This is a genomic window from Mesorhizobium sp. 131-2-1, from assembly GCF_016756535.1.
In the GTDB taxonomy this organism is placed as follows: Bacteria; Pseudomonadota; Alphaproteobacteria; order Rhizobiales; family Rhizobiaceae; genus Mesorhizobium.
Map to the genome: position 1 here is coordinate 3,675,786 of NZ_AP023247.1, position 24,624 is coordinate 3,700,409.

26 protein-coding genes and 1 tRNA gene are annotated in these 24,624 nt (G+C 63.8%); 12 read left to right on the plus strand and 15 right to left on the minus strand.

Going from position 1 to position 24,624, the window contains the following annotated elements; translation table 11 throughout:
- Positions 1-226: 226 nt before the first annotated feature.
- Positions 227-922: a VIT1/CCC1 transporter family protein gene (locus tag JG743_RS17745; RefSeq protein ID WP_202292092.1), complete on the plus strand. Its 696-nt coding sequence runs from the start codon at positions 227-229 to the stop codon at positions 920-922.
- Positions 923-1,294: 372 nt separating this feature from the next.
- Here JG743_RS17745 and JG743_RS17750 read toward each other — a convergent pair whose 3' ends face one another.
- The 5 genes from JG743_RS17750 to JG743_RS17770 form a co-directional block, all read right to left on the minus strand.
- The gene (locus JG743_RS17750) at positions 1,295-1,705 is read right to left on the minus strand and encodes a hypothetical protein (protein ID WP_202292093.1); all 411 of its coding nucleotides are present in this window, start codon (positions 1,703-1,705) and stop codon (positions 1,295-1,297) included.
- A 22-nt stretch (positions 1,706-1,727) separates the two neighbouring features.
- On the minus strand, positions 1,728-1,952 hold the full coding sequence (locus tag JG743_RS17755; protein WP_202292094.1) for a hypothetical protein: 225 nt from the start codon (positions 1,950-1,952) through the stop codon (positions 1,728-1,730).
- A gap of 954 nt (positions 1,953-2,906) precedes the next feature.
- A complete protein-coding gene (locus tag JG743_RS17760; RefSeq protein ID WP_202292095.1) occupies positions 2,907-3,143 on the minus strand; it encodes a hypothetical protein in 237 nt (78 codons plus the stop codon).
- 115 nt (positions 3,144-3,258) lie between these two features.
- The gene (locus JG743_RS17765) at positions 3,259-3,453 is read right to left on the minus strand and encodes a hypothetical protein (RefSeq protein WP_202292096.1); all 195 of its coding nucleotides are present in this window, start codon (positions 3,451-3,453) and stop codon (positions 3,259-3,261) included.
- Between the two features lie 175 nt (positions 3,454-3,628).
- Positions 3,629-3,718, minus strand: a tRNA-Ser gene (locus tag JG743_RS17770).
- 1,199 nt (positions 3,719-4,917) lie between these two features.
- On the opposite strand from JG743_RS17770, the gene JG743_RS17775 reads away from it, so the two are divergent.
- The 8 genes from JG743_RS17775 to JG743_RS17810 all read left to right on the plus strand — a co-directional run bounded on the left by JG743_RS17775 (position 4,918) and on the right by JG743_RS17810 (position 13,393).
- Positions 4,918-6,162: a septal ring lytic transglycosylase RlpA family protein gene (locus JG743_RS17775; RefSeq protein ID WP_202292097.1), complete on the plus strand. Its 1,245-nt coding sequence runs from the start codon at positions 4,918-4,920 to the stop codon at positions 6,160-6,162.
- A gap of 84 nt (positions 6,163-6,246) precedes the next feature.
- Complete coding sequence (locus tag JG743_RS17780) at positions 6,247-7,404, plus strand: D-alanyl-D-alanine carboxypeptidase family protein (RefSeq protein WP_202292098.1); 1,158 nt, start codon at positions 6,247-6,249, stop codon at positions 7,402-7,404.
- Between the two features lie 163 nt (positions 7,405-7,567).
- On the plus strand, positions 7,568-8,242 hold the full coding sequence (tmk, locus tag JG743_RS17785) for a dTMP kinase (RefSeq protein WP_202302703.1): 675 nt from the start codon (positions 7,568-7,570) through the stop codon (positions 8,240-8,242).
- The gene (locus JG743_RS17790; RefSeq protein ID WP_202292099.1) at positions 8,239-9,294 is read left to right on the plus strand and encodes a DNA polymerase III subunit delta'; all 1,056 of its coding nucleotides are present in this window, start codon (positions 8,239-8,241) and stop codon (positions 9,292-9,294) included. Before tmk ends, JG743_RS17790 begins: the two co-directional genes overlap by 4 nt.
- A 140-nt stretch (positions 9,295-9,434) precedes the next feature.
- Positions 9,435-10,985, plus strand: coding sequence for a methionine--tRNA ligase (gene metG, locus JG743_RS17795; RefSeq protein ID WP_202292100.1), 1,551 nt, complete (start codon positions 9,435-9,437; stop codon positions 10,983-10,985).
- Positions 10,985-11,779 carry a TatD family hydrolase gene (locus JG743_RS17800; RefSeq protein WP_202292101.1) on the plus strand — a complete coding sequence of 265 codons (795 nt, stop codon included), beginning with the start codon at positions 10,985-10,987 and terminating at the stop codon, positions 11,777-11,779. The genes metG and JG743_RS17800 overlap by 1 nt, the downstream gene beginning before the upstream one ends.
- A 3-nt stretch (positions 11,780-11,782) precedes the next feature.
- Positions 11,783-12,601, plus strand: coding sequence for an MBL fold metallo-hydrolase (locus JG743_RS17805; protein WP_202292102.1), 819 nt, complete (start codon positions 11,783-11,785; stop codon positions 12,599-12,601).
- A 27-nt stretch (positions 12,602-12,628) separates the two neighbouring features.
- Positions 12,629-13,393 (plus strand): alpha/beta fold hydrolase, encoded by a 765-nt coding sequence (locus tag JG743_RS17810; protein ID WP_202292103.1) that lies wholly within the window; start codon positions 12,629-12,631, stop codon positions 13,391-13,393.
- A gap of 39 nt (positions 13,394-13,432) precedes the next feature.
- On the opposite strand, the gene JG743_RS17815 is transcribed toward JG743_RS17810, so the two are convergent.
- Positions 13,433-14,305, minus strand: coding sequence for an aldose 1-epimerase family protein (locus JG743_RS17815; protein WP_202292104.1), 873 nt, complete (start codon positions 14,303-14,305; stop codon positions 13,433-13,435).
- A gap of 133 nt (positions 14,306-14,438) precedes the next feature.
- Positions 14,439-15,215, minus strand: coding sequence for a pyrroline-5-carboxylate reductase (locus tag JG743_RS17820; protein ID WP_202292105.1), 777 nt, complete (start codon positions 15,213-15,215; stop codon positions 14,439-14,441).
- A gap of 74 nt (positions 15,216-15,289) precedes the next feature.
- Between JG743_RS17820 and JG743_RS17825 the strand changes: the two genes are divergently transcribed.
- Positions 15,290-15,523: a hypothetical protein gene (locus JG743_RS17825; RefSeq protein ID WP_202292106.1), complete on the plus strand. Its 234-nt coding sequence runs from the start codon at positions 15,290-15,292 to the stop codon at positions 15,521-15,523.
- Positions 15,524-15,579: 56 nt separating this feature from the next.
- Here the strand turns inward: JG743_RS17825 and JG743_RS17830 are convergent, their stop codons facing one another.
- The 5 genes from JG743_RS17830 to JG743_RS17850 form a co-directional block, all read right to left on the minus strand.
- Positions 15,580-16,296 carry a Bax inhibitor-1/YccA family protein gene (locus JG743_RS17830; RefSeq protein ID WP_202292107.1) on the minus strand — a complete coding sequence of 239 codons (717 nt, stop codon included), beginning with the start codon at positions 16,294-16,296 and terminating at the stop codon, positions 15,580-15,582.
- A gap of 21 nt (positions 16,297-16,317) precedes the next feature.
- Complete coding sequence (locus JG743_RS17835; RefSeq protein ID WP_202292108.1) at positions 16,318-17,088, minus strand: anti-sigma factor family protein; 771 nt, start codon at positions 17,086-17,088, stop codon at positions 16,318-16,320.
- A complete protein-coding gene (locus JG743_RS17840; protein WP_202292109.1) occupies positions 17,085-17,603 on the minus strand; it encodes a sigma-70 family RNA polymerase sigma factor in 519 nt (172 codons plus the stop codon). Before JG743_RS17840 ends, JG743_RS17835 begins: the two co-directional genes overlap by 4 nt.
- Before the next feature lie 88 nt (positions 17,604-17,691).
- On the minus strand, positions 17,692-18,504 hold the full coding sequence (gene phnX / locus JG743_RS17845) for a phosphonoacetaldehyde hydrolase (RefSeq protein WP_202292110.1): 813 nt from the start codon (positions 18,502-18,504) through the stop codon (positions 17,692-17,694).
- On the minus strand, positions 18,501-19,652 hold the full coding sequence (locus JG743_RS17850; protein ID WP_202292111.1) for a TIGR03364 family FAD-dependent oxidoreductase: 1,152 nt from the start codon (positions 19,650-19,652) through the stop codon (positions 18,501-18,503). The genes phnX and JG743_RS17850 overlap by 4 nt, the downstream gene beginning before the upstream one ends.
- 150 nt (positions 19,653-19,802) lie before the next feature.
- Here JG743_RS17850 and JG743_RS17855 point away from each other — a divergent pair, with 150 nt between their 5' ends.
- Together JG743_RS17855 and mazG are read left to right on the plus strand one after the other, a co-directional pair.
- Entirely contained in the window at positions 19,803-20,987 is a 1,185-nt protein-coding gene (locus JG743_RS17855; protein WP_202292112.1) for an amino acid aminotransferase, read from the plus strand.
- An 82-nt stretch (positions 20,988-21,069) separates the two neighbouring features.
- Entirely contained in the window at positions 21,070-21,894 is an 825-nt protein-coding gene (gene mazG / locus JG743_RS17860) for a nucleoside triphosphate pyrophosphohydrolase (protein ID WP_202292113.1), read from the plus strand.
- A 6-nt stretch (positions 21,895-21,900) separates the two neighbouring features.
- Here the strand turns inward: mazG and hflX are convergent, their stop codons facing one another.
- The 3 genes from hflX to JG743_RS17875 form a co-directional block, all read right to left on the minus strand.
- Positions 21,901-23,289, minus strand: coding sequence for a GTPase HflX (gene hflX, locus JG743_RS17865; protein WP_202292114.1), 1,389 nt, complete (start codon positions 23,287-23,289; stop codon positions 21,901-21,903).
- Positions 23,290-23,535: an RNA chaperone Hfq gene (hfq, locus tag JG743_RS17870; protein WP_066989720.1), complete on the minus strand. Its 246-nt coding sequence runs from the start codon at positions 23,533-23,535 to the stop codon at positions 23,290-23,292. It abuts the gene before it with no gap.
- Positions 23,536-23,679: 144 nt separating this feature from the next.
- On the minus strand, positions 23,680-24,543 hold the full coding sequence (locus tag JG743_RS17875; protein ID WP_202292115.1) for a D-amino-acid transaminase: 864 nt from the start codon (positions 24,541-24,543) through the stop codon (positions 23,680-23,682).
- Positions 24,544-24,624 lie beyond the last annotated feature (81 nt).

The following is a 24,624-nucleotide window of genomic DNA, read 5'->3' on the forward strand; positions in this document are numbered from 1 at the left end:
GCAATATCCCACGACGAAGCTGACAACTGGCTGTCAGGGGGGCTGACAGCCGGATGTCCAAGCTCATGGACGGCAGCAAATCGATTTGTCATAGATCAACACGTTCGCACAAACCTCGGGCTAGGAGGGCTCTGGCAAGCGAGGTCGTTGTGGCAGCATTTTTTCATGAAATCGGACGTGCTGGTCAGGATGCTGCGGCCGGCGACGCGGCGCATACGGTGACGACGTGAGCCGCCTGCATGGTGAAAGCCATCTCATATCGCGCATCGGTTGGCTGCGCGCTGCCGTGCTTGGCGCCAATGACGGCATCGTATCGACGGCCAGCCTGATCGTCGGCGTTGCGGCGGCCAATGCCGCGGCAAGCGATGTTCTCGTCGCAGGGGTTGCCGGCCTGGTCGCGGGCGCGATGTCGATGGCGGCGGGTGAATATGTGTCGGTCAGCTCGCAAGCCGATACCGAGCAGGCTGACCTCAGCCGAGAGCGGGCCGAACTCGCAACGCAGCCCGATTTCGAGCGCGATGAGCTTGCACAGAGCTATGTGGCGCGTGGTGTGGAGCCGGATTTGGCGCTGCAAGTCGCGGACCAGATGATGGCGAAGGATGCGCTTGGTGCCCACGCGCGCGACGAACTCGGTATTTCGGAGGTGACGACCGCGAGGCCGATCCAGGCTGCCTTGGCTTCGGCCGCCGCGTTTTCGGTCGGTGCAGCCATGCCGCTGGCAATGGTGCTAATTGCGCCGGCGGCGAGGCTGGTCCCAATTGTGTCAATTGCCTCGCTTCTGTTCCTTGCACTGCTGGGTGCCGTTGGGGCCAAAGCCGGTGGTGCCAATGCGCTGAAGGCAAGTGTTCGCGTCACGTTCTGGGGCGCATTGGCAATGGCATTGACCGCTGGCATTGGGGCCGTGATCGGTACTGCCGTCTAAACATTTGCCCGATCTTGGATCTGGGTCGACGCTCGGCGCCTGTGCTAAGATCGTCGTTCAGGCAGACCTGATGGAACTTCATCTGGCGCCTTAAATAGCGATTGAGAAGGTTGGTGGGTCTGGGGGTGGGTCTGAAGGGAAGGCTATTTCAAGCTGTTGTTTTCGCTATAGCTTATTGAGAAATTGGCGGAGGGAGTGTCCGTCTCCGCCTAATCCAAGGTGTGGCCGGGAAGAGGAAAGTCTAGCGTATACGCACGCGCGAGAGACGTTCACCGACGAGCTTCCTCTTGATCCTCCCGAGACAGTCGAGGCAGCCAGGGTTTGGCTCAGTGGGAAAGGCATCCCGAGCGGTGACAGGCTCGAAAGGGCTGTTCATCGAGCCAGGCGCGGAAAGCTGCTGCCGTCGGACATCGAGAAGCTGAAGGCAGAAGCGGCATGACCGATGCCTGTTCCCCGGGGGAACACTCCCATTCCGATCGGCCGAACTTCACGCTGGAGGACTATCTCGCCATGTGCCGGGCGGGCGAAGCGGCCTTCTCGATAGCCGAGGCCGCTCGCGTCATGGGCAAGTCGCGCGCCTACCTCTACCGCGCCATACTGTTTGCCAGCATCCCTGAAGACCAATTCGAGGCCGTGCTCGACGAGGTCCGAGCGAAGGGCCTGACATCGGAAACCGCGGTTGCCGACGAGATCAAGCGCCGCACCGGCAAGGCAAAGGAATACGTCGAAGCCTGCCCGCACTGCGGCGGCGTGCTTCGGAGGCGCGCGTCCGATGAGCCCCATGATGGCGGTGGCGTCAGCCTGCTCAGTCGAGATCTACTTCGACCGAGGATTCATAGCCGTCGATCCAATCGATGCGGGACGGATGCCCGCACGGAAAGGGGTTGTCGTCCCTTTCCATCCCCATGCGAGCGGCGTAGACGCCTCTTTGAAACGCGGTCGAAACAGGCGGGTTGGCGATCATTGCGGTATGTCGGCCGTAGAACAGCGATCTTCCAAAATCGATCAGTTCAGTCCGGTTCGGGATCATGAAACAACCTCAGCGCGGTTGAACTTCAGCACGCGAAACATCTTCGGGCTGCAAATGGTTCCAGCACGATGCGTGACAGGCTGTTTTGTTCCGGTGACCGGATGTCGTGCCTGGCAGGGGCGCAGGTCCATCTGTGCTGGTCCGGATTGCCCAATTTGCAAAAGCCAGATTGGCCTTCTCAGAACATCAATGTGGCTTTGCAGGAAATTTCGCCCGAAGCGGTCGCGGGGTCACGACTGGGTAGGTCTGAACCTGCCCCCTGGCCGACAGCGGCTATCCCCACCGAGGCCATGGTGCCAGCCGAACCGTCCGCCTCATCGTCAAGCCGTATTCGGTTACGTCCACACGTCCGGTTTTGCTTGTCCCATACGGCTAAGCCAGCCCGATGCAAGATGTGAGCCGAAGCTCGATCAAACACATCAGTCCGACCCAACAGATTCAGGCGCCTCAACAGGCTGTAGGGCCCTTGAGACAACAGGTGCTCGACCATCGGAACCTCCTCTCGATTCGTCGAAGCGATCAGTATATCGCCCCGACGAGGAGTTTATCCAAGGTTTAGACCAGATCCTGTGAGTTTGAGATACGAAACGATGACCCTCTGCGTTTCAGGTGGTGGGCCTATAAGTTCCGACGACGCCATAGGGTGTCCATGGTGGGTCAGCCTCAGTGTTGATCCCGACATAACGTTTCAGGAGTTCCCCTCGAATTTCCCACACTCCGTCGATCACTTCGTATACGTCGCTAGTAGCGCCTAGTGGCCCAAGTACGATCCGCTTCGTAATCAGATTTCCGTCCATCATCGCGAGGAAGTCCGTCCGAAATCGCTTTTGTCCGTTGCGGATTATCTATGCCAGCGCCGCCTGCTCGGCGCGATTGAGAATTTCAACATTCTTGAGAGCTTCCTGATTCCAAAACTCCCACTGGCTTTGGTTCGACTTTGCTATCCGCCGTCTTTCAGCATCGTGAATTGGCCATTCCAACAAGATAAGCGCCAAGCGAAACGATCAGGATGGCGGCTCCGAAAACGGCAGCTAAGCCGGCGACGGCCACCCAGCCGGCATCCAACTTCGCAAACGGTCCGACCCCAAAGGAATTCAGCCCTAGGACCGACAGACCAGCGACGAGCCAAGTCCAGCCTTGTCTCGCGGTCAACCCCAAGACCGATTGAAGAAGGCTTACGAAATGCTCCATGTTGTGGTCTCCCATGTCCGCGTCTCTGTCGCGGGCCCGCCGATAGTCGCAGGAAACAATTGGCACCGCAGTTGGTCGGCGGTAGCGGCCCCGCTGCCTCACGGTGGCGGGCTTTTTAGTGAGTAACAATGCCTATGGCACGTCCGATTTCGACCAGAGCCACAACCACGGTTGCAATGGTTGCAGCTAGCGCCATGCCTCGCTCGAAGGTGGCGAGGCGCTTTACAGTCGCCAGTTCCTGACCATCCCAGAACAGTTGATTCGTAACCGGATGCATGCCCAGAAGGGTAAGCCCCTCAATGCTGGTCACCTTGATTCCAGCCGGCCATTCAGGGGGAGGGGCCGCCGTTGCGTATCGATGGGCTCTGATCTGTGCCCAGTCTACAGTGTCCAATGGATGGCGATTCCATGCCATTTCCCCCTTGTTCGCAGCTTTGTACGTAAGATCAATAGAAGGAAGATTATGCAAGTAAACCAAGGACGTATGGCGGAGGGAGTGGGATTCGAACCCACGGTGAACTTGCGCCCACGCCGGTTTTCAAGACCGGTGCCTTAAACCGCTCGGCCATCCCTCCATGGTGATCTTTCAATCACTTGGGTGCCTGTGTTGACGTTCGGATCGTGCTGTTGGCACGTCAAAGCAGAAGGTCAATCGCACCCGCACTGCTCTAGTGCGTGGCGCAAAGACCTGTCAACCGCGCCGCTCTGTACATTTGCCGAAACGCAACAGCTTCCGCTTATCGTCCCTTTCCCCAAAGGACCAGAATGCTTCATTCGGCGGTTGAGCCAGGGACCGCTAAATCGGACAGGGTTTCTGGGAGCGCCCGGCGATTCCCTAAAAGTCTAGCGATCGGAAGAGTGCGCTGGAAAGTACGTGTGGTAACAGTTGATTCAACCATCGCTGGTATTTAAGGCGAGTGTGGCGGCTCCGACCGGCGTTGGGGTGGGGTTGCCGGAGCCGCCTGCGCGGCCAGGGGTAGTTAGTTGACCGCGCTGTCTCAGAATAGGACAGCGCGGTCTACGAACGGTTAATACGTCGCAGATTGCTAAATCAGCAACAGCTAACGGAACGGAAGCGGCTTCCCGCTATTTGAATCGAATTCAAGTTTTGCGTGGGGCGTTCCGATGCGTAAGCCTGCCGACTCCGGCGCCGCTCGGCATCTGAAGGTCGAGCTAAAGCGCGCCGATCTGACATGACGGGCTGGCCGTACGGCTCAGAGAACACGGCTTCAACGAAACGAATGCGAGCATTGCTGCTTCGCCGCACCCGTGGCGTTTGCGCCACAAAACGCAACAGCTTCCGCCAATCAAGCCGGCCTCATTGACAATGCGGCGCAGGGCTGGCCAATCTGTGGCGTGGCCATTTTGCCACGGGGTAGGGAACCATGAGAAAGACATACGAAAAGCCGGTTCTGATCAGGCGTCAGAAGCTGTCGGTTGTGACGGCACAGGTTGTCACGTCGACGGACTGACCGCATTGACTTGCGCCGGCGGGCTTGATCCGGCGCGACTGTTCCTGAGCCTTTTTGAGGAGATGCGAGGCTCTCCCAACAAACTTTCGGCGTCAGCAGGGCGCCGTAGTTGTGTGACATCCACACCAGTACGGCTCTTGCCACAATCTCGCCCCCTTCCGACCACAATCGGTTAATACCGTGATAAGCAATTCCTGCGCACAAGGGGATTGGGGATCCGGGTGTCGCTGGCAAGTGTCGGGCTGGTGCTTTGGCTCCGCTGACGTTCAGCTGGTGGCGAGACTGTAGGGGACATCATACAAATGCAGACTTCGGCGCGCCCGCGTCTTCGTCGCGCTCCTGCTCTTGCACTGTGCGCCCTGTCGGCGGTGTTGCTTGCCGCCTGCACGTCGACGCCGCAACCGAAGGCGATGATCGACAAGAGGCCGCGCTCCAAGGAGTATTTCGCCGAAACCGAATATGGCGTGAAGGCCAGCCCGCGCGTTGCCTTCATGCGGCGCGGCGGCGGCCGCGACCAGCTCGGCAAGCCCTACCAGGTGCGCGGCAAGTGGTACTATCCCAAGGAAGACAAGCGCTACGCCAAGGTCGGTCTGGCGTCCTGGTATGGCGATGCCTTCCACGGCCGGCTGACCGCCAATGGCGAAGTCTACGACATGACGCATCTGACGGCGGCGCATCCGACGATGCCGCTGCCGAGCTACGCCCGCGTCACCAATCTCGATACCGGCAGCTCGGTCATCGTGCGCGTCAACGATCGCGGCCCGTACCATGAGGGCCGCATCATCGACGTGTCGGAGCGCGCCGCGCAAATGCTCGACTATGCCAAGGTCGGCACCGCCAAGGTGAAGGTCGAATACGTCGGCCGGGCGCCACTCGACGGCGATGACGACCAGTATCTGATGGCCTCCTACCATCCCGGCAACAGGCGGCCGGATCCGTCGGACGGCTTGCCGACCGGCGTGATGGTGGCCATGAACGGCCCGATGCCGAGCCTGTCGGTCGGCGCGCCTGCCGCCGCCGTGCCGTTCCCGGGTCAATTGACCAATTCCGGGGATGCCCCTGCCGCCCAGCCGGCCTTGTCGGATCAGCCGGCGATGTCGGCGCAGGGCGTCAGCGATGTCGTGTTGCCCGATTTCGGGCCGATCGTGCCGGAGCGGCCGGAGATCAATCTGCCGCCGAATTCGCCCTTCGCCATGGCCTCGCTCTCCTACGCGGACGAGCGCGTCGGACGCGCCGACGTCTTCGCCGCCTTCGACGGCGCCGGGATGTCGCCGTCGGACATCCTGCAGTCCTGGAAGAAATCCAATTCGACGTCGCCGGCCGTCGCCGACTATGTCGCCGCCGGCTCTTTCGATGATGCCGCCGAGGCGAAGCGGGTGGCGGCGGCGCTCAAGGCTTTCGGCAGGACCGAAATCCAGCGCACCGAGCTCGATGGCGACGACTGGTACGCGGTCAACGTCTATCCGGACGGCCATGGCAGCGTCGATGATCTGCTGAAAGCCGCCTGGTCGCACGGCGCGCCGGACGCGCTTGTCGTGCGTGACTGATCTATTTCGATCGCACGGTTGATCCGCCGGAAAAAAGCCTGATAGCTTTGCCCTTGCCAATACCGGCTAACAGGTCGAGCCTTTATGCAGTTTCGCCTTTTTCCGCCCCTCGCTGGGCTTTGCCTGTTGCTGCTTTCCCTGATCCCGGCCAACGCGCAACTTTTCGAAACCAAGGCGGCCCAGGCCTTCATGATCGATGCCGACACCGGCACCGTGCTGTTCGCCAAGGATGCCGACAAGCCGATCCCGCCGGCCTCGATGGCCAAGCTGATGACGATGGAAGTGGTCTTCAACGCCATCAAGTCCGGCCGCATGACGCTCAACGACACCTTCGTGGTCAGCGAGAACGCCTGGCGCACCGGCGGCGCGCCGTCCGGCACGTCGACCATGTTCGCCAAGCTCAAATCGGCGGTTCGCGTCGAGGACCTGATCCTGGGCGTGACGGTGCAGGCCGCCAATGACGGCTGCATCGTGCTGGCCGAAGGCATGGCCGGCTCGGAGGCCAATTTCGCAGCGCAGATGACCGAGCGCGCCCGCGAGCTCGGCCTGCAGAAATCGACCTTCGTCAACGCCACCGGCCTGCCGGCAGACGGCCAGCGGACGACCGTTCGGGAGCTTGCGCAGCTCGCGCTGCATATCTGGCGCGACTACCCCGATTTCTATCGCTACTACGGCCAAGCGGATTTCACCTGGAACAAGATCACCCAGAAGAATCGAAACCCGCTATTGGCCATGGGCATCGAGGCTGATGGCTTCGTCGCCGGCATGAGCGAGGGCGCGGGCTTCGGCATCGTCGGCTCGGTCAGCCACAACGGTACCCGCGTCATCGTCGCGATGAGCGGGCTGGCAAGCGATCGCGAACGCTCCGAGGAGGCGCGCAAGCTGCTCGACTGGGGTGTGCGTTCGTTCCAGAAGACCGAGATCTTCGCCAAGGACGAGGTGGTCGGCGAGGCCCAGGTGTTCGGTGGCGCCAAATCCGGCGTGGCGCTGAAGGCGAAGGGACCGATCGATATCTTCCTGCCAATCGCCAACCGCGACAAGCTGACCGCAAGAATCGTCTATGATGGGCCGGTCTCGGCGCCGGTGGAGGAGGGGCAGCCGGTCGGCAAGCTGCGCGTCTGGATCGGCGACACGTTGAGCCAGGAGACGCCGCTGTTCGCCGCCGAAACGGTCGGCGTCGGCACGCTGCCGCAGCGCGCGCTCGATGCCGCCAAGGAACTGGCCGTCGGCTGGCTGCGTTAGAGCAATTCCAGGAAAAGTGTGAAACGGTTTTCGGTCGGGAATTGCGTCAAAACAACGAGATAGAGCGGTTCGGCGTTTCCGTGAAATGATGAGCCCCTCTGGCGTGGACCTTTTCTCAGACGAGGGCTATGACAGCGTCCAGCACGGGCAGAGGCTTTTTCCGGTGACGAGCGGATTTTTCATCACCTTCGAAGGCGGCGAGGGGGCAGGCAAGTCGACGCAGATCGAGCGGCTGGCAAAGCGCATGCGCGCCAAGAAGTATGACGTCCTCGTCACCCGCGAGCCCGGCGGCTCGCCGGGCGCCGAGGCGGTGCGGCATGTGCTGCTTTCCGGTGCCGCCGAGCCCTTCGGCCCCAAGATGGAAGCGCTGCTATTCGCAGCCGCGCGCTCCGACCATGTCGAGCAGGTCATCCGGCCGGCGGTCGAGCGCGGCTCGATCGTGCTCTGCGACCGCTTCATCGATTCCTCGCGCGTCTACCAGGGTGTCACCGGCGGTCTCGATCCGGCCTTCATGGAGACGCTGGAGGCGGTCGCCATCAACGGCATGGTGCCCGACATGACGCTGATCTTCGACATCGATCCCGCCGAGGGCCTGCGCCGCGCCACCGCCCGCCGCGGCGCCGATGACGGCCCTGACCGCTTCGAGAAGGAAACGCTCGATATCCATCGCCGCCGCCGCGAGGCCTTTCTTGCTATCGCTGAGGCCGAGCCGGAGCGCTGCATCGTCATCGACGCCTCCGCCGACCCCGACACGGTCGAGAACATCGTCACCGCCGCCGTCTTCGCGGCGCTGGAGACGATGACGCCGGCCGAGAAGCGGCAGACGGCGCCGGCATGATCTTCGAACGCATCGCCCCCGAGCAGCACGACACGCTGGACGGCGTGCCGGAGCCGTCCGAGACGGCTCGCCTGGTCGGCCACCATCAGGCGGCATCCATGTTTGCCGCCGCCTACCGCTCCGGCAAGCTGCCGCACGCGCTGATCCTCGCCGGGCCGGTCGGCATCGGCAAGGCGACGCTCGCCTTCCACCTTGCGCATCATCTCCTGAAGCATCCGGCCTTCGAGCGGGCGCCGGACGCGATCGCCCAGCCGGACCCGGCCTCATCGTTGTTCCGCCAGATCGCCACTGGGGCGCATCCTTCGGTGCTGCACCTGACCCGGCCGGTCAACGACAAGACCAAGAGCTTCAAGACGGTCGTCACCGTGGACGAGATCCGCAAGGTCAGCCGCTTCCTGTCGATGACCTCGCACGACGGCAGCTACCGCATCGTTATCGTCGACCCGGCCGACGACATGAACACCAATGCCGCCAATGCCTTGCTGAAGAATCTGGAGGAGCCGCCGGCGCGCACGCTGTTCATCCTCATCGTGCATGCGCCGGGAAGCCTTTTGCCGACCATCCGCTCGCGCTGCCAGATGGTGCGGCTGACGCCGCTTGGCGACGAGGAGCTGATGACGGTTCTGCAGGGCATCGAGCCGCCGCCACCCGAGGAGCCGGCCGCGCGCGCGGCACTTGCGGAGCGGGCAGGGGGCAGTGCCCGCAACGCGATCCTTCTGACCCAATATGGCGGGCTGGAGATCGCGGCCGCGCTTGACACCCTGGTCGCCGCGACGAAGAAGGATGTCGCCGGCGCCCACCGGCTTGCCGAGGCGGTCGCCGGCCGCGACCAGGCAATCCAGTTCGACATCTTCAACCGCCACGCGCTCGACCTCTTGTCATCGGGCGCCAGCGAAGCGGCTCTCGCCGGCGATCTGGCGCGGGCCAAGGCGCTGTCCGAAGCTTGGCAGGAAGCGCAGAACGCTATATCTGACACCGAGACCTACAATCTCGACAAGAAGCAGCACGCCCTGACCATGATCGAGCGCCTGAATTCTGCGATGCGAATGTGACGGTTCTTTTGGTGCATGCCGTTGCCCCAAAACCGGGCCCCACTTTTGGGCGGCATGCACCAGCCTCGGGATGGCAATCGCCGCCCTGATGCGATATCCACCGCCACAACTCACATTCAGACATTCATGACGGTTCTTTCATGTCACGCGACACGTTCTACATCACGACGGCGATTTCCTACCCGAACGGCAAGCCGCATATCGGCCATGCCTATGAGCTGATCGCCACCGACGCGCTTGCCCGCTTCCAGCGGCTCGACGGCAAGCAAGTCTTCTTCCTCACCGGAACAGACGAGCACGGCATCAAGATGCTGCAGACGGCGCGCAAGGACGGTATTTCGCCGCGCGAGCTGGCCGACCGCAACTCGGTCGAGTTCAGGCGCATGGCCACGGCGCTCAACGCCTCCAACGACGATTTCATCCGCACCACCGAGGAGCGCCACTACGCGTCCTCGCAGGCGATCTGGAAGGCCATGGCCGCCAATGGCGACATCTACAAGGGCGGCTATGCCGGCTGGTATTCGGTGCGCGACGAAGCCTATTACGGCGAGGAAGAGACCGAGCTCCGCCCCGACAACGTCCGCTATGGACCGCAGGGGACGCCCGTCGAATGGGTCGAGGAAGAGAGCTATTTCTTCCGGCTTTCGGCCTATCAGGACAAGCTCATAGCGCTCTACGAAAGCCAGCCGGACTTCATCGGCCCGGCCGAGCGACGCAACGAGGTGATGAGCTTCGTCAAGTCGGGGCTGAAGGATCTATCGGTCTCACGCACCACTTTCGACTGGGGCGTGCCGGTTCCCGGCGACGAGAAGCATGTGATGTATGTGTGGGTCGACGCGCTGACAAACTACATCACCGGGATCGGCTATCCCGATGAAAACGCTGAGAATTGGAAGTTCTGGCCGGCCGATGCGCACATCATCGGCAAGGACATCGTGCGCTTCCACGCCGTCTACTGGCCGGCCTTCCTGATGTCGGCGGGGATCCCGCTGCCCAAGCGCGTCTTCGGCCATGGCTTCCTGTTCAACCGCGGCGAGAAGATGTCTAAGTCGGTCGGCAACGTCATCGACCCGTTCACCATGGTGGAGCACTACGGCGTCGACCAGGTGCGCTATTTCTTCCTGCGCGAGGTGCCGTTCGGCCAGGACGGCAACTACAGCCACGAAGCGATCGTCAACCGCACCAACGCGGATCTCGCCAACGGGCTCGGCAATCTGGCGCAGCGCTCGCTGTCGATGATCGCCAAGAACTGCGGCGGCGTGGTGCCGAAGCGCGGTGAATTGACGGAGGCCGACGGGGCCATCCTCGATCAGGCGGTGGAAGCGCTGGCGACGGCACGCAAAGCGATGGCGGAGCAGGGCATCCATCTGGCGCTGGCGGCGATCTTCGGCGTGGTGGCGGAAGCCGATCGCTACTTCGCCTCGCAGGAGCCCTGGGCGCTGCGGAAGACCGATCCTGTGCGCATGGAGACGGTGCTGTGGACGACCGCCGAGATCGTGCGTCGCGTGGCACTGCTGAGCCAGCCCTACATTCCAGGTTCGGCGGCAAAGCTGCTCGATCTGCTCGCGGTGCCGGCGGACAAGCGCGATTTCGAGCATGTCCATGCCGACCATGCGCTCGTGCCGGGCACGGCCCTGCCGGCGCCCGAGGGCGTGTTCCCGCGATATGTCGAGCAGGATGCCAAAGCCTGATGCTTGTCGACAGTCACTGCCATCTCGACTTTCCGGACTTCGCCGAGGAGCGGGCGGCCATCGTCGCTCGCGCCCTGGCGGCCGGGATCGGCCGCATGGTGACGATCTCGACACGCGTGAGGCGATTTCAGCAAATACTTGAAATCGCTGAGAATTTTAATGAAGTCTACTGCTCGGTCGGCACCCATCCGCACAATGCGGCGGAAGAGCTCGACGTGACGGCCGACGAGCTGGTGCGGCTTTCCGCGCACCCCAAAGTGGTGGCGATCGGCGAGGCCGGGCTCGACTATTTCTACGATCGCGCGCCTCGCGATGCGCAGGCGCAAGGCTTCCGCACCCACATCACCGCCGCGCGCCAGACCGGCCTGCCGCTGGTCATCCATTCGCGCGATGCCGACGACGACATGGCCGCGATCCTCGAGGACGAAACAGGGAAGGGCGCCTTCCCCTTCATTCTGCACTGTTTTTCGTCCGGGCGCAGGCTGGCGGAGGTCGGCGTCGCGCTTGGCGGCTATGTCTCGTTCTCTGGCATCCTGACCTTCAAGAACTCGACCGAATTGCGCGCCATCGCAGCCAGCGTGCCACGTGACCGGCTGCTGGTCGAAACCGACGCGCCATATCTTGCGCCGATCCCGTTTCGCGGCAAGCGCAACGAGCCGGCCTATGTCGCCAACACCGCCAAGGTGCTGGCCGAGACGATCGGCGTCAGCGAGGCCGAGATCGCCGACATCACCACCGACAATGTCTTCCGGCTGTTCCGGAAGATGCCGCGTCCCGATGCGCCGGGCGCCTGAGGCATGAGCGACCGGCTGCGCCTCACCATCCTCGGCTGCGGCTCGTCGCCCGGCACGCCGCGCATCACCGGCGACTGGGGCAATTGTGACCCGGCCAACCCCAGGAACCGGCGCATGCGCGCCGCCGCATTGGTCGAGCGGATCGCGGCGAACGGCGCCCGTACGACGGTCGTCATCGACACCGGGCCGGATTTTCGCGAGCAGATGCTGCTGGCATCGGTCAAGCGCATCGACGCTGTCGTCTACACGCATCCGCATGCCGACCATATCCACGGCATCGACGACCTGCGCGGCTATGTGCTGGAACAGCGCCACCTGATCGACATCCATGCCGACCAGCCGACGATGCAGCGCCTGCAAGAAGCGTTCGGCTATTGCTTCGAAACGCCGCCGGGCAGTTCCTATCCGCCGATCGTCAGGCCGCATCTCATCGACCACGCCAGGCCGGTGGTGATCGAAGGCGAGGGGGGTCCCCTCGCCCTCGAGCCGCTGCCGCAGATCCACGGCGACATCATTTCGCTCGGTTTCCGCGCCGGGGCGCTCGCCTACTGCCCTGACATCAGCGACTTTCCGGACGCCAGTGTGGAGCGCCTGCGCGGCCTGGAGATGCTGGTGATTGACGCGCTGCAGTACAACACCCATCCGAGCCATTTGTCGCTCGGCCAGGCGCTCGGCTGGATCGAGACGCTGGCACCGAAAAACGCCGTGCTGACGCACATGCATGTGCCGCTCGACTATGCCAAGGTGATGGCCGAGACGCCGGATCACATCGTGCCGGCCTATGACGGCATGGTGATAGAAATTCCTTATGAATCAGAATGATGGATCGAACTTCTCGCGAATTATGCCATGAGATCGTTCACGCTGAGTGGAGATCGGGGAAACCTGCTCTATCATAACATTCCAGGTGTCGGCGTTCCGCTGATATTCATCCACGGCCTCGGCTGCGCCTCTTCCTGTGATTATCCACGGGTTGCTTGCGACCCTGCGCTGGCAGGCAGGCGCATGGTGCTGATTGACCTGCTTGGATTTGGTTTCAGCGACCGCCCGGCTGGCTTCGGCTACACGATCGACGACCATGCGCGAACCCTGGTGGAACTCCTAAGCGAGTTGGCCCCTGAAAGCCTGGATCTCTTCGGCCACAGCATGGGAGGTTCCGTGGCTATCGTTGCGGCAAGCCTGATTGGCGATCGCGTTCGGAACCTTGTGTTGAGCGAACCCAATCTGGATCCAGGCGGCGGCTTCTACAGCCGGAAAGTCGCGGCAATGAACGAGCGTGACTATGTGGCCTATGGCCACGAGGCTCTGGTGAGGACGTCCAAGTCGGACGGCGACGGTATCTGGGCGGCTTCCTTGTCGGTGAGCGCACCACATGCCGTGCACCGCGGAGCTATATCGCTCGTTGCCGGCGGCAAACCGGCCTGGCGTGAGTTGCTGCTTGGGATGGCAATGCCAAGGACGGTGATCTTCGGCGAAAACTCTCTGCCGGACGAAGACACGCAACGCCTGCCTCAGCAAGGCATCAACATCAGCGTCGTGCCGCAAGCTGGACATTCCATGGCCTGGGAGAACCCGGCCGGATTGGCGAATTCACTACGGGAAGCGCTGTCCTGATGGCAGCCTCGCCATTGCCTGTCAGTTCCATAATCTATCTTATGCGACTTTTATACGATAGCTCAGGACTCGCTTGGCACCCGGCTCGATCAGCATCACGCCAGGTTTGTCGGCGAACTCGCCATCGAAATCGATCGGGCTTGCAAGGCCATGCCAGGGCTCGATGCACAGGAACGGGGCGCCTCCCGGCTTGGACCAGATGCCCAACTCATTGAAGCCGTGCCAGGATATTTCGATCGCCGGCCCGCGCTCGGCGGCATAGCGGACACTTGCGCTGGCTGGTTGATCCAGGATGACGGCATCATCGTCGAAGAGCTGCTCGGAAAGCGCAAGCGTCTTACCTTCGATCGGTGTGGGCCGGGCCGTTGGCAGCAGCAGACCATCCTTCAGGCGGCGGATCGGCGCAGGTTCGTTCTCGGCAAACGTTAGCCGATAGGCTTCTTTGGGCAATTCCGGCAGTAGCGGCCAGTTGAAGGCAGGATGCGCGCCGACCGAAGCAGGCAGCACCTCATTGCCTGTGTTGGTGACCTCGAAGGTCACGCCGAGGCTGCGAGGACCGAGGCTGTAACGTATCGCCAGGCGAAAGGCGAATGGGTAGCGTGCGCGGCTTTCGGCATCGTCAGTCAGGATCAGCGTGCAGGAGGAAGGTCCCTGCTCCGCCCAGGCAAAGCGCCTGTCGCGGGCAAAGCCATGCTGCGTCATCGGATAGTTTTTGCCACGGTGGCGCAACTGGTCGCCTCTCAACCGGCCGACAATGGGAAACAGGACCGGCGAATGACGGCGCCAGGCGGGACCGGCTTGCCATAGGAACTCAATGCCTTCGGCGTTGCGCAACGAGACCAGTTCGGCCCCCTGCTGGACAATGGTCGCCGAGATGCCGTCACCGTGAAGTGTCAGGCTATCCTGTTCCATACGTCCTCACGGCTGGTTTGGTGCGGCTGGCAGGCTAGCAAAAGGCTTCGCGAACTCAAGGGCGGTGGCTGCGCGCCCCATGGGCTCCACTCCGATTTCGAATGCCATGGTGGGCGCCCATCGTTTCCGTCATTCAGTGCGTGTCGCCCGTGATGCGCCGATGGATTCCGTCCAGGCTTTCAGCGAGTGCGCCGAACACATCACGCGCCGTGAGCTCGCGCAGAACCTGTTCGTTGATGCCGCCGCGTGTCGCATAGTCCTGCGCCAGATCCATGAAACCCGCATCCGGCGACGTCTCAGGCGCGGTCCCCAGCGCCTTGAAAAGCGAGGAGACGTAGTCGCGCGCGGTGCCCTCCCCGACGCCGTGGCTCGTCAGCCAGTTGTGGATGGTCTCGAGGTATTTGAAATAGCTGGCATAGGTCGCGGTGGCGACGCTCAAGGCGTCGAATTCGCCGGAATTTTCGACCTCGATCACCTTGCCCAGCCTGCCGAACAATGCCGCGGCGCCTGGATCAGGTGGACAGATGATCGTGGCGCCCAGCCGGTGCGCGATCATCGGCATGGGAAGCGCCTTCGTCAGGTGTCCGGCGGGCGCCGTCAAAGCCTTTATGTCCTCGAGAGACAAGGTGGCGATCAGGCTGATGAGGCGATGGTCGGGTCGAAACCGCAATTCGCCGAGCACTTGACTGGCAATCTGCGGCCGCACCGCGAGCATGACAGTATCGCAATCATCGAGGACGGCCTGGTTGTCGCTGGCAACGCGCACATCCGGGTGGCGGGAAGCAAGGTTCGTCGCGATCTCTTCGTTGCGGGGCGAAAGCACAATTGAAACAGAGCTTTCCGCGAGGGACTTGAGCCCCGTGACGATTGCGGCGGTGAGCGCGCCTGTGCCGATAAAGCCGAGTTTCATGAGACGTCCCGAGAGGTTGGTTAATGTGATGGCCGGCCGACCATAGTAGCAGGTGTGCCGGGTGGAAACGGCCAATGGCCCGACGATCGCGGTCGGCCGCCTTCATCTCCGCCTGGAACGAGTTCATGTTCAGCTATGGGCTGATCAATGACGATGCGCGCCGCACGCTGACGCCGGGCATCATGATCTTTGCGTCAGACCGACTTGAGGGCGCTGACCGCGGCTTCCGTGCCCGCGGTCGTGCCGCCATCGCCTACCTGCAGCGCTTCCTTGGTCGAGGGCTTGCGGCGGGAGTGGTCAAGGGGTGAGCAGGATGGGGATGGGCCCGGCCGAGGTGCCTCGGCCAGGCCCGGTGCCTAAAGGCCTATTCGCGTTCGCCGGTGAAGTTCAGCAGCAGCTGGAAGATGTTGACGAAGTTCAAATAGAGCGAGAAGGCGCCGAAAACGGCCAGCTTCTGCTGCGATTCTGCGTCGAAATTCTCGGCATACTGCTCCTTGATCGTCTGGGTATCCCAGGCGGTGAGCCCGATGAACACGGCGATGCCGATCACCGAGATGGCGAACTGCAGCGCGGTCGAGCCGAGGAACAGGTTGACGAGGCTGGCGATCACCACGCCGATGAGGCCCATGATCAGGAACGACGAGAACTGCGTCAGGTCGCGCCTGGTCGTATAGCCATAAAGGCTTGTCGCGCCGAACATGGTGGCGGCGATGAAGAAGGTGCGCGCGATGCTGGTGCCGGTGAAGACCAGGAACACCGAAGCCAGCGACAGGCCCATGACGGCGCAGAAGGCCCAGAACATCGCCTGCGCGCTGGCCGCCGACATGGTCTGCATGCGGAACGAGAACAACAGCACGAAGGCGAGCGGCGCGAGCATCACCACCCATTTCAGCGGGCTGGAGAAGATCGGTACGTAGAGCGCCGGCGTCGAGGCCACGGCGAAGGCGATAGCGCCGGTGACGACGAGGCCAAGGCCCATATAGTTGTAGACGCGCAGCATATGCTGGCGCAGGCCCTCGTCGTAGAGGGCGCCGGTTCGGGCGCCGCTGCCCGCGCGATATCCCAGATTGGGGGTATTCATGTTCAGTCTCCTTGGTTGATCTCAGTAAAGCGTGCGGGCGAGCGTTTCGGCGGCGCGGTCGAGGTTGCGCGCATCGCTGCGCGCGACGACGGCGTAGGCGACCTCGCCGATCTGGAAATAGGCCGAGGAAATATCGCCCGAGGGCGCAACGGCCGGCTTCACCACGTCAAAGGTTCCGGGCCTGATGGCGAACAGCGAGACGAGGCCGAGATCCCTGGTTTCGAGCGCCATCTCGACGCTCGGCCCGAAGCGCGACGGATAGATCTGCACGTCGCGCACCTTCCAGTCGACGGGCAGCGACGGCATGACGATCGCGGTCGCGGCACGGATTTCACCGGGGTTATAGTCCGGCGCTTCCCGCTGGGAGGTCATCGCCTCGCGCATCAGCGTCGTCCGGTGCGCCCTCACCGCCTCTTCAACATAGGCCGGCGGCTGGGTGGAAGCGACGACCTTGGTCACCGCGACCGGTCCGAAAATACCGTTCGCCAGCCAACCGGCGGCGATCAGGATGGCCGCCGCTGCCGCCCGCTGCAGCATACCGAAGAAGCGGTCGCGGCCAAGCCCGCGCTCCAGCCGTCGTGCCGCCTCGGTCGTTGCCGGCCGCACCATGCCCTTGCCGGCGAGCGCCACGCGCAGCTCATCGCGCGTCCTGAGGTCGGACATGACGCGCGCGGCCACCTCCGGCCGGGTGGACAGGAATGCCTCCACCTCGATGCGGCGAGCCACTTCCAACTGGTCGTCGACATAGGCGTCGAGATCGGCGTCGGTCACGGGATCGAGCATTGCGTTCATCGCTCACCTCTGACGATCCTGAGATGGTTCTTGCCGGCGGGTGCGGCCTCCTCCATCTCGCGCAGCGCCGCGCGGGCCCGGCCGATGCGCGACATCAGCGTTCCCAGCGGCACGCCGCTGACCTCGGCCGCCTGGGCGTAGCTCAGCCCCTCGATGGCGACGAGATGCAGCGCCGAGCGCTGCTCCTCCGGCAGGGATAAAAAGGCCGTCCGCACCTGCGCCAGGCGGACCGAATGGTCCTGGGGCGCCGGCGTGGTGCTGTCGGCAAGGTATCCGGCCTGCTCGACGCGCGCCGCTTCCGACCGGCGTGAGCGGACACCGTCGATGAAGGCGTTGTGGACGATCGCGAGCAGCCAGGCGCGCAGGTTGCTGCCGGCGCGAAAGGTAGCGCGCCGCTCATAGGCGCGCACCAACGCGTCATGCACCAGGTCCTCGGCCTCCGTGCTGTCGCGCGTCAGCGAGCGCGCATAGCGGCGCAGCGAACCGAGCTGTCCGACGATATCGAAGCGAGGCATCGACCGTTTCATGCCCTGTTTACGGAGCAGGGCAAGGTTTTAATCCCGCTGCTGGCGTCTTTTTTGGATGATGCGGGCCCACCGGCGTTCAGGGCCTCTCGCCGCGCCGGAGCCTTCCCTCGATCGCGGCGATGACCGGCATCAGGTCGGCGACGCCGTTGACGACATAGTGCGCGCCGGCGGCGCTGAGTTTCGCCTGCGCCTCGGCCCGCTTGATGCGGAAGACGTCCGGCGCCAGCGCCTGGGTCTCGGCCAGCGTATGACCGAAGACATTGCCGGTCACCGCCACGCCGACCGTCCAGGCGCCGGCATTGAGGCCTTCGGCGATGCCGACCTCGGTGTCGTCGACCTTGACGGCGAGCCAGGGCGGATAGACGCCGAGCTCGGTCAGCGCCTTCCACAGCATGAACGGCGTCGGCCTGCCGTCCGGCGTGTCGCCGGTGCAGACCAGGCAGTCCGGCGAGAACCCCTGCCCGGCGGCGACCGGCAGGATCTCGGCCATGATGTCGCGCGTGTAGCCGGTGGTCGAGCCGATCTTGAGGCCGCGCGCGCGGAGCGCCGATACCACGTCGGCAACGCCCGGGATGACATCCGAGAAGCGCGCCGCGACCGCCCGATTCTTCGGCACGAACACGTCGTAGACGGCGTCGATATCCGCCTCGGTCGGCGCGTGGCCGTGCTGCTTCGTCCAGGCTTTAGCTATCCGGGGCAGCGCCATCAGGGCCGCGATATGCGGGCGCTTGGCCATGCCCATCGGCCCGCGCGCCTCCTCGATGGTGATCGCCACGCCGAACTCTGCGAAGGCTTCGACGAACACCCCCATCGGCGCCAGCGAGCCGTGGTCGACCACGGTGCCGGCCCAGTCGAACACCACGGCGCGCAGCAAACCTTGTGTCGTCATGCGATCTTCCTTGCTTCTGCCGCGCCGAACAGCTCTGCGATCACCTCTTCGGCGATCGCAAACGAGGTGCTGGCGCCGGTGCCGCTGGTGATCATCACCAGCCGCACATCCTCATGCGGCGCATCGGCGAACATAGTGCGGTCGGCAGCCGATGCGTAAATGCCGGTCCAGCGTTCGATCACGGCGGGCGGCGGGGTGCCGAACACGGCGCTGAATTCTTCCAGGATGATCTCATCGACCCGCTCGGAGGCGAACGGATACGGCGTCGTTGCATAGTGGTGGGAGTCGCCCACCACCAGGGTGCCGTCGGCGCTCTGCACCACGATCAGATGCACGCCATTGTCCAGCGCGTCGCGCTGATCGCTCTCCAGCCGGCGCCGCAGGGCTGCCGCCTCCGGCAAGGCGGCATAGCCGGCGTAGCGGGCGAGGCCGAGGTCGGACATGACCGACGCCGGCAGCGGGAAGCCAGGATCGGCAAGGCGCATCATCTGCAGCTTGCAGCGCGTGACGGAATATTGCGCGATGCGCTCGGGATAGAGCGTCGCCAGGTCGTCGCCCGGACAGACGACCACCTTGCCGGCCTGCACCCTACCCCGGCTCGTCACGATATCGGGCGGCTCGATCGCACGCACCGCCGTTTCGCGGTGGAATTCGACGCCGTGCTTTTCAGCGAGCCAGGCGGCAAGCAGCGGGATCGCCCAGCGCGACTCGACACGCACCTCATGCGGGCTCCACAGGCCACCGGCGAACCCTTCCCCGCCAAGACCAGGAAAGTCGCGGCGAAGCTCTCCGGGTTCGAGCAGCTTGCAGTCCTCGCCCATCTCCGTTTGCAGGAAGGCCTCGATCACCGCCCTCGCCTCCGGGCGGCGCGCGACGACAACCGTGCCGCGCTGGAGGATGTCGATGCCGGCGGGGCCAGCCACCTCACGCCAGATATCGCGGGAGCGCATGGCCCGGCGCCACACCTGGCCCCGCTCCTGGCCGCTGACGGTGATGAAGCCGAAATTGCGCACCGAAGCGCCATTGGCTTGCGCATCGCGGTCGATGACGACGACGCTGAGGCCGCGGCGAACGGCGGCCAGCGCATGCGCCAGGCCGACAATGCCGGCGCCGACGATGGCGAGATCGAATTCTTGCTGCCGGCTCATCAGTTTTCCATGCTCGGGGACGTTCCATTGAAACTACGCCGATGTGACAGGAACGTGTAGGGCAGCGCGGTCTCAAGGTCGATGCAATCGAAAAGCGCTGGCGGAGCGCGGCCGTTTTGCGTATCACTCCGCCGCCATTGGAGCCTTGTGATGTTTGAAACCCTGCAGCCCGCCCCCGCCGACAAGATCCTTGCGCTGATTGGCCTTTATCGCGCCGATCCGCGTCCGAGCAAGGTCGACCTCGGCGTCGGCGTCTACAAGGATCGCGACGGCAAGACGCCGGTGATGCGCGCCGTGCGCGAGGCCGAAAAGCGGCTGCTGCAGAGCCAGGATACCAAGACCTATCTCGGCCTTGCCGGCGACACGGGCTTCAACGCGGCAATGGCCAAGCTCACCTTTGGTGACAATGCGGACCTCTCGCGCATCCGCACAGCGCAGGCGCCGGGCGGCTCCGGCGCGCTCAGGCTGGTGGCCGAGCTCTTGCAGCGTACCCGTCCTGGCGCGACGGTGTGGCTGTCCGATCCGACCTGGCCGAACCACATGCCGGTGATGCGCGCCGCCGGCCTGCAGATCCGCGACTATCCCTATTTCGACGCCGCTTCCGGCTCTGTGCGCTTCAAGGACATGCTGGCGGCCCTGCGGACGGCCGAACGCGGCGATGTGGTGCTGCTGCATGGCTGCTGCCACAATCCGACCGGCGCCAATCTCGACGCCGCGCAGTGGGCCGAGGTCGCCGATCTCGTCGTCGAGCGCGGCCTGCTGCCGTTCGTCGACATCGCCTATCAGGGCTTTGGCGAGGGCCTCGATGCCGATGCGGCAGGGCTGCGCCTGCTAGCCGCCAAGGTTCCGGAAATGGTCGTCGCCTCGAGCTGCTCGAAGAACTTCGCCGTCTACCGCGACCGCGTCGGCGCGGCGATGATCCTGGCAAAGGACGGCGCTGAGGCCGATGTGGCGATGAGCCAGATGCTGTCGGCGGCGCGCGCCATGTATTCGATGCCGCCGGACCATGGCGCGGCGGCGGTGCGCATCGTGCTCGAAGACGCCGCTTTGCGCGCCGACTGGCAGGCCGAGCTCGAGGAGATGCGGCTGCGCATGCTGCGGCTGCGCGTCGCCTTCGCCGAGGCGCTGCGCCGGCAGTCCAATTCCGACCGCTTCGATTTCGTCGCCAGCCATCGCGGCATGTTCTCGCGCCTCGGCCTTTCGGAAGCCCAGGTCGAGCGGCTGCGCACCGAGCACGCCATCTATATGGTCGGCGACAGCCGCATCAACGTGGCTGGTCTGCCCGAGGAAGGCATGGACGCGCTGGCCAAGGCGATTGTTTCGGTTTTGGACTGAAGTCTCGCGCAACTGTGGACAATAGGCTTTTGGCAGTCGGCGGGATTGGTCGCCTGCCTCTGCGCGCGCTAGGGTTTGCAGCATGAAGCCCTCCAAGGATATTTCCCGGCTGATCGAGATCATGGCGGCGCTCAGGGCCCCGAAGACCGGCTGCCCCTGGGATATCGAGCAGAATTTCTCGACCATCGCGCCCTACACGATCGAGGAAGCCTACGAGGTGGCAGACGCCATTGCGCGCGGCGATTTCGACGATCTGCGCGAGGAGCTCGGCGACCTGCTGCTGCAGGTTGTCTACCACGCGCAAATGGCTGAAGAGGTTGGCGAATTCGCCTTCGGCGACGTCGTCGAGGCGATCACCACCAAGATGATCCGTCGCCATCCGCATGTCTTCGGCGACGAGGAGGCGCGCAGCGCCGGCATGGCCAAGGGCATGTGGGAAAAGATCAAGGCGGTGGAGAAGGCGGAGAAGCGCGATGCGCGTCTCGCCCGCGGGCTCGACCCCGAGGACAACGGCAAAGGGTTCCTAGATAGCGTGCCGGTCGCGCTGCCCGCGCTGACCCGGGCGCTCAAGCTGCAGGAAAAGGCGGCTCGGGTCGGCTTCGACTGGAGCGAGGCGGCGCCCATTCTCGACAAGATCGAGGAGGAGATCGGCGAATTGCGGGAAGCACTCGCCACCGGCGACGCAGCCCCCATCAAGGACGAGTTCGGCGACATGTTGTTTGCCGTCGTCAATCTCGGCCGCCATCTCAAGCTCGACGCCGAAGCCGCGCTCAGCGGCACCAACGAGAAATTCCGCACCCGCTTCCACTATGTCGAGCAGGCGCTGGAAGGCTCCGGCAGTTCGTTGGAAAAGGCGACGCTGGACGAGATGGAAGCGCTCTGGCAGCAGGCCAAGGGCGCGAAATAACCAGGCTCAGCCGTTGTTCTTACGGTGCAATCGGCTGTCGATCTCTTGCCGCGCGCTGTGTGTGGCATTGATCGACATGGTCACGCTGCCGTCCTCATTGTCGGCCCGCGAAACGACGTCGCCATTGCGGTAGAGCCAGTCGACGAGACCGAACTGGGCCGGCGTCAACGTCAATGTCAGCGTTTCCAGCTCGCCCGACATCCTGGTCTCGATGATCGCCTTAAGGGCATCGATGCCCTCGCCGGTGACAGCCGATATGGCGACCGGCGGCGCCTTGGCGGCGGCACCATCGGCCAATAGCCGTTCCCGATTGCCCTCGTCGAGCAGGTCGATCTTGTTCCAGACCTCGATGACGCGCTTGGTATCGCCGGCATCGACGCCGAGGTCGGCCAGGATGCGCTCGACATCCTCGGCTTGCGCCGCCGTATCGGGATCCGAGATGTCGCGCAGGTGGATGACAAGATCCGCCTCGACCACCTCTTCCAGCGTCGCCCGGAAGGCGGCGACCAGATGCGTCGGCAGGTCCGAGATGAACCCGACCGTGTCCGACAGGATGACCGGCGTGCCATGCGGCAGCCGCACGCGGCGCAGCGTCGGGTCGAGCGTGGCGAACAGCATGTCTTCCGCCAGCACCCCTGCCCCGGTCAGCTTGTTGAACAGCGTCGACTTGCCGGCATTGGTGTAGCCGACGATCGCCACCACCGGGAATGGCACCTTCTTGCGCTTGGCGCGGTGCAGGTCGCGGGTGCGACGCACGGTTTCCAGCTCGTGCTTCAGCTTGATGATCTTTTCCTGCAACTGCCGCCGGTCGGATTCGATCTGCGTTTCACCGGGACCGCCGAGGAAGCCGGCGCCGCCGCGCTGGCGTTCGAGGTGGGTCCAGCTCCGCACGAGGCGACCCTTCTGGTAGTTGAGGTGGGCAAGCTCGACCTGCAGCGTGCCTTCCTTGGTGCGGGCGCGCTCGCCGAAGATCTCCAGGATCAGCCCGGTGCGGTCGAGCACCTTGGCGTTGAATTCCTTCTCGAGATTGCGCTGCTGCACCGGCGTCAGCGGATGGTCGACGATGACCAGTTCCGCGTGGCGCTCCTTCACGATATCGGCGAACTCCGCCACCTTGCCGCTGCCAAGCAAGGTGGCCGGGCGCGGATCGGTGACGGTCACCACTGCGGTATGGACCGGATCGAGGTCGATGGCGCCGGCGAGGCCGACCGCTTCGTCATGGCGGGCCTGGGCGGAACGCGTCAGACGCGGCCGATTGGTCTCGTCCTCGCCGCGCGCCTGGCGGGTAAGCACGGGCACAATAACAACGGCCCGGGTCGGAGCTTTGTCTTCCGGCCTCAGCTGATGCGCTGGTTTCCCGCGGACGCTGCGGTCCGCGTCTTTCTCACGTGCCAATCAGGCGCCCTGGCCTTCCTCGCCATCGAACATCTGAACCGGCTGGCTCGGCATGATCGTGGAAATGGCGTGCTTGTAGACAAGCTGGGAGTGCCCGTCACGCCGCAACAACACACAAAAATTGTCGAACGAGGTGACCACGCCAGTCAGCTTCACGCCGTTGATGAGGAAGATGGTGAGTGGATTTTTGCTCTTGCGAACTGAATTCAGGAACAGGTCCTGAAGGTTTTGCGATCGTTCCGCCATTGTTCTTGTCTTTCGCCGATCCCCTTCGGTTTGCAGCCAATGCGCCAATTTATCCGGCACATGTCAAGCGCGCAAACACCCTCTTGTCGTCAATAACGACAAGCAGAACGAGATATATTGATTTTCATTCCATCTTTGCGGTTATCAGGCCGGACTTTTTTCCGCAACGTCAAAAAAGGCTTGGCGCAACGAAAGTGTCATGGAACCGGGGTGGCCATTGGCAACCGGAGCGCCGTCGATTGCCACGATCGGCATGGCGATCGTGGTCGCGGAACTGATGAAGGCCTCGCGCGCCGCCTTGGCCTCGGCGACCGAAAACTTGCGTTCCTCGATCGTCAGGCCAAGCTTGGCGGCTACGTCGAACAGCGTCGTGCGGGTGATGCCGCGCAGGATTCCGTGCTCGGCGGGCCGCGTCACCAGCACGCCGTCCCTGGTGACGATCCAGGCGTTGGAGGAGCCGCCCTCGGTGACCATGCCGTCGGTGTCGACGAACCACGCCTCCTGGGCGCCGGCTTCCTTGGCCTTCTGCTTGGCCAGCACGTTGGGCAGCAGGCCAGTGCTCTTGATATCGACCCGGTCCCAGCGGTTCTCCGGCACGGTGATGACCTTGATGCCGGTCTCGGCCCGCCTCGCCGCGGCGGCCGGATCGGCCTTCCTGGCGGTCACCACCAGCGACGGCCTAGTGCCGGGCGCCGGGAAGAAGAACTCGCGGCTGGCGACGCCACGCGTCACCTGGACATAGACGAGGCCGTTGACGACATGGTTGCGGCGCACCACCTCGCGCAGGATGAGCGGCAGCACGCGCTGCGTCACCGGCCAGTCGATCGACAGTTCGGCAAGCGACCGGCCCAGGCGGCCGAGGTGGCGCGGCATGTCGACGATGAAGCCGCGCGCCACCTCGCAGACCTCATAGACGCCGTCGGCGAACTGATAGCCGCGATCCTCGATATGCACGGAAGCGTCGGCATGGGCGACATAGCGCCCGTTCACATAGGCAATGCGCGGCATGGATCACCCCTGAAGACTTTCGGTTTGTTTAAGCGATTCCGCCGCGGCCGTAACCGGCATTTGGCCGGCCGGGCGCTGCTG

Coding starts and splice junctions, on each gene's coding strand:
- JG743_RS17750 (WP_202292093.1), bottom strand. CDS start 1,705: ATGGGGCTCATCGGACGCGCGCCTCCGAAGCACGCCGCCGCAGTGCGG.
- JG743_RS17755 (WP_202292094.1), bottom strand. CDS start 1,952: ATGATCCCGAACCGGACTGAACTGATCGATTTTGGAAGATCGCTGTTC.
- JG743_RS17760 (WP_202292095.1), bottom strand. CDS start 3,143: ATGGAGCATTTCGTAAGCCTTCTTCAATCGGTCTTGGGGTTGACCGCG.
- JG743_RS17775 (WP_202292097.1), top strand. CDS start 4,918: ATGCAGACTTCGGCGCGCCCGCGTCTTCGTCGCGCTCCTGCTCTTGCA.
- JG743_RS17780 (WP_202292098.1), top strand. CDS start 6,247: ATGCAGTTTCGCCTTTTTCCGCCCCTCGCTGGGCTTTGCCTGTTGCTG.
- JG743_RS17790 (WP_202292099.1), top strand. CDS start 8,239: ATGATCTTCGAACGCATCGCCCCCGAGCAGCACGACACGCTGGACGGC.
- metG (WP_202292100.1), top strand. CDS start 9,435: ATGTCACGCGACACGTTCTACATCACGACGGCGATTTCCTACCCGAAC.
- JG743_RS17800 (WP_202292101.1), top strand. CDS start 10,985: ATGCTTGTCGACAGTCACTGCCATCTCGACTTTCCGGACTTCGCCGAG.
- JG743_RS17805 (WP_202292102.1), top strand. CDS start 11,783: ATGAGCGACCGGCTGCGCCTCACCATCCTCGGCTGCGGCTCGTCGCCC.
- JG743_RS17810 (WP_202292103.1), top strand. CDS start 12,629: ATGAGATCGTTCACGCTGAGTGGAGATCGGGGAAACCTGCTCTATCAT.
- JG743_RS17815 (WP_202292104.1), bottom strand. CDS start 14,305: ATGGAACAGGATAGCCTGACACTTCACGGTGACGGCATCTCGGCGACC.
- JG743_RS17820 (WP_202292105.1), bottom strand. CDS start 15,215: ATGAAACTCGGCTTTATCGGCACAGGCGCGCTCACCGCCGCAATCGTC.
- JG743_RS17825 (WP_202292106.1), top strand. CDS start 15,290: ATGGCCCGACGATCGCGGTCGGCCGCCTTCATCTCCGCCTGGAACGAG.
- JG743_RS17830 (WP_202292107.1), bottom strand. CDS start 16,296: ATGAATACCCCCAATCTGGGATATCGCGCGGGCAGCGGCGCCCGAACC.
- JG743_RS17835 (WP_202292108.1), bottom strand. CDS start 17,088: ATGAACGCAATGCTCGATCCCGTGACCGACGCCGATCTCGACGCCTAT.
- JG743_RS17840 (WP_202292109.1), bottom strand. CDS start 17,603: ATGCCTCGCTTCGATATCGTCGGACAGCTCGGTTCGCTGCGCCGCTAT.
- phnX (WP_202292110.1), bottom strand. CDS start 18,504: ATGACGACACAAGGTTTGCTGCGCGCCGTGGTGTTCGACTGGGCCGGC.
- JG743_RS17850 (WP_202292111.1), bottom strand. CDS start 19,652: ATGAGCCGGCAGCAAGAATTCGATCTCGCCATCGTCGGCGCCGGCATT.
- JG743_RS17855 (WP_202292112.1), top strand. CDS start 19,803: ATGTTTGAAACCCTGCAGCCCGCCCCCGCCGACAAGATCCTTGCGCTG.
- mazG (WP_202292113.1), top strand. CDS start 21,070: ATGAAGCCCTCCAAGGATATTTCCCGGCTGATCGAGATCATGGCGGCG.
- hfq (WP_066989720.1), bottom strand. CDS start 23,535: ATGGCGGAACGATCGCAAAACCTTCAGGACCTGTTCCTGAATTCAGTT.
- JG743_RS17875 (WP_202292115.1), bottom strand. CDS start 24,543: ATGCCGCGCATTGCCTATGTGAACGGGCGCTATGTCGCCCATGCCGAC.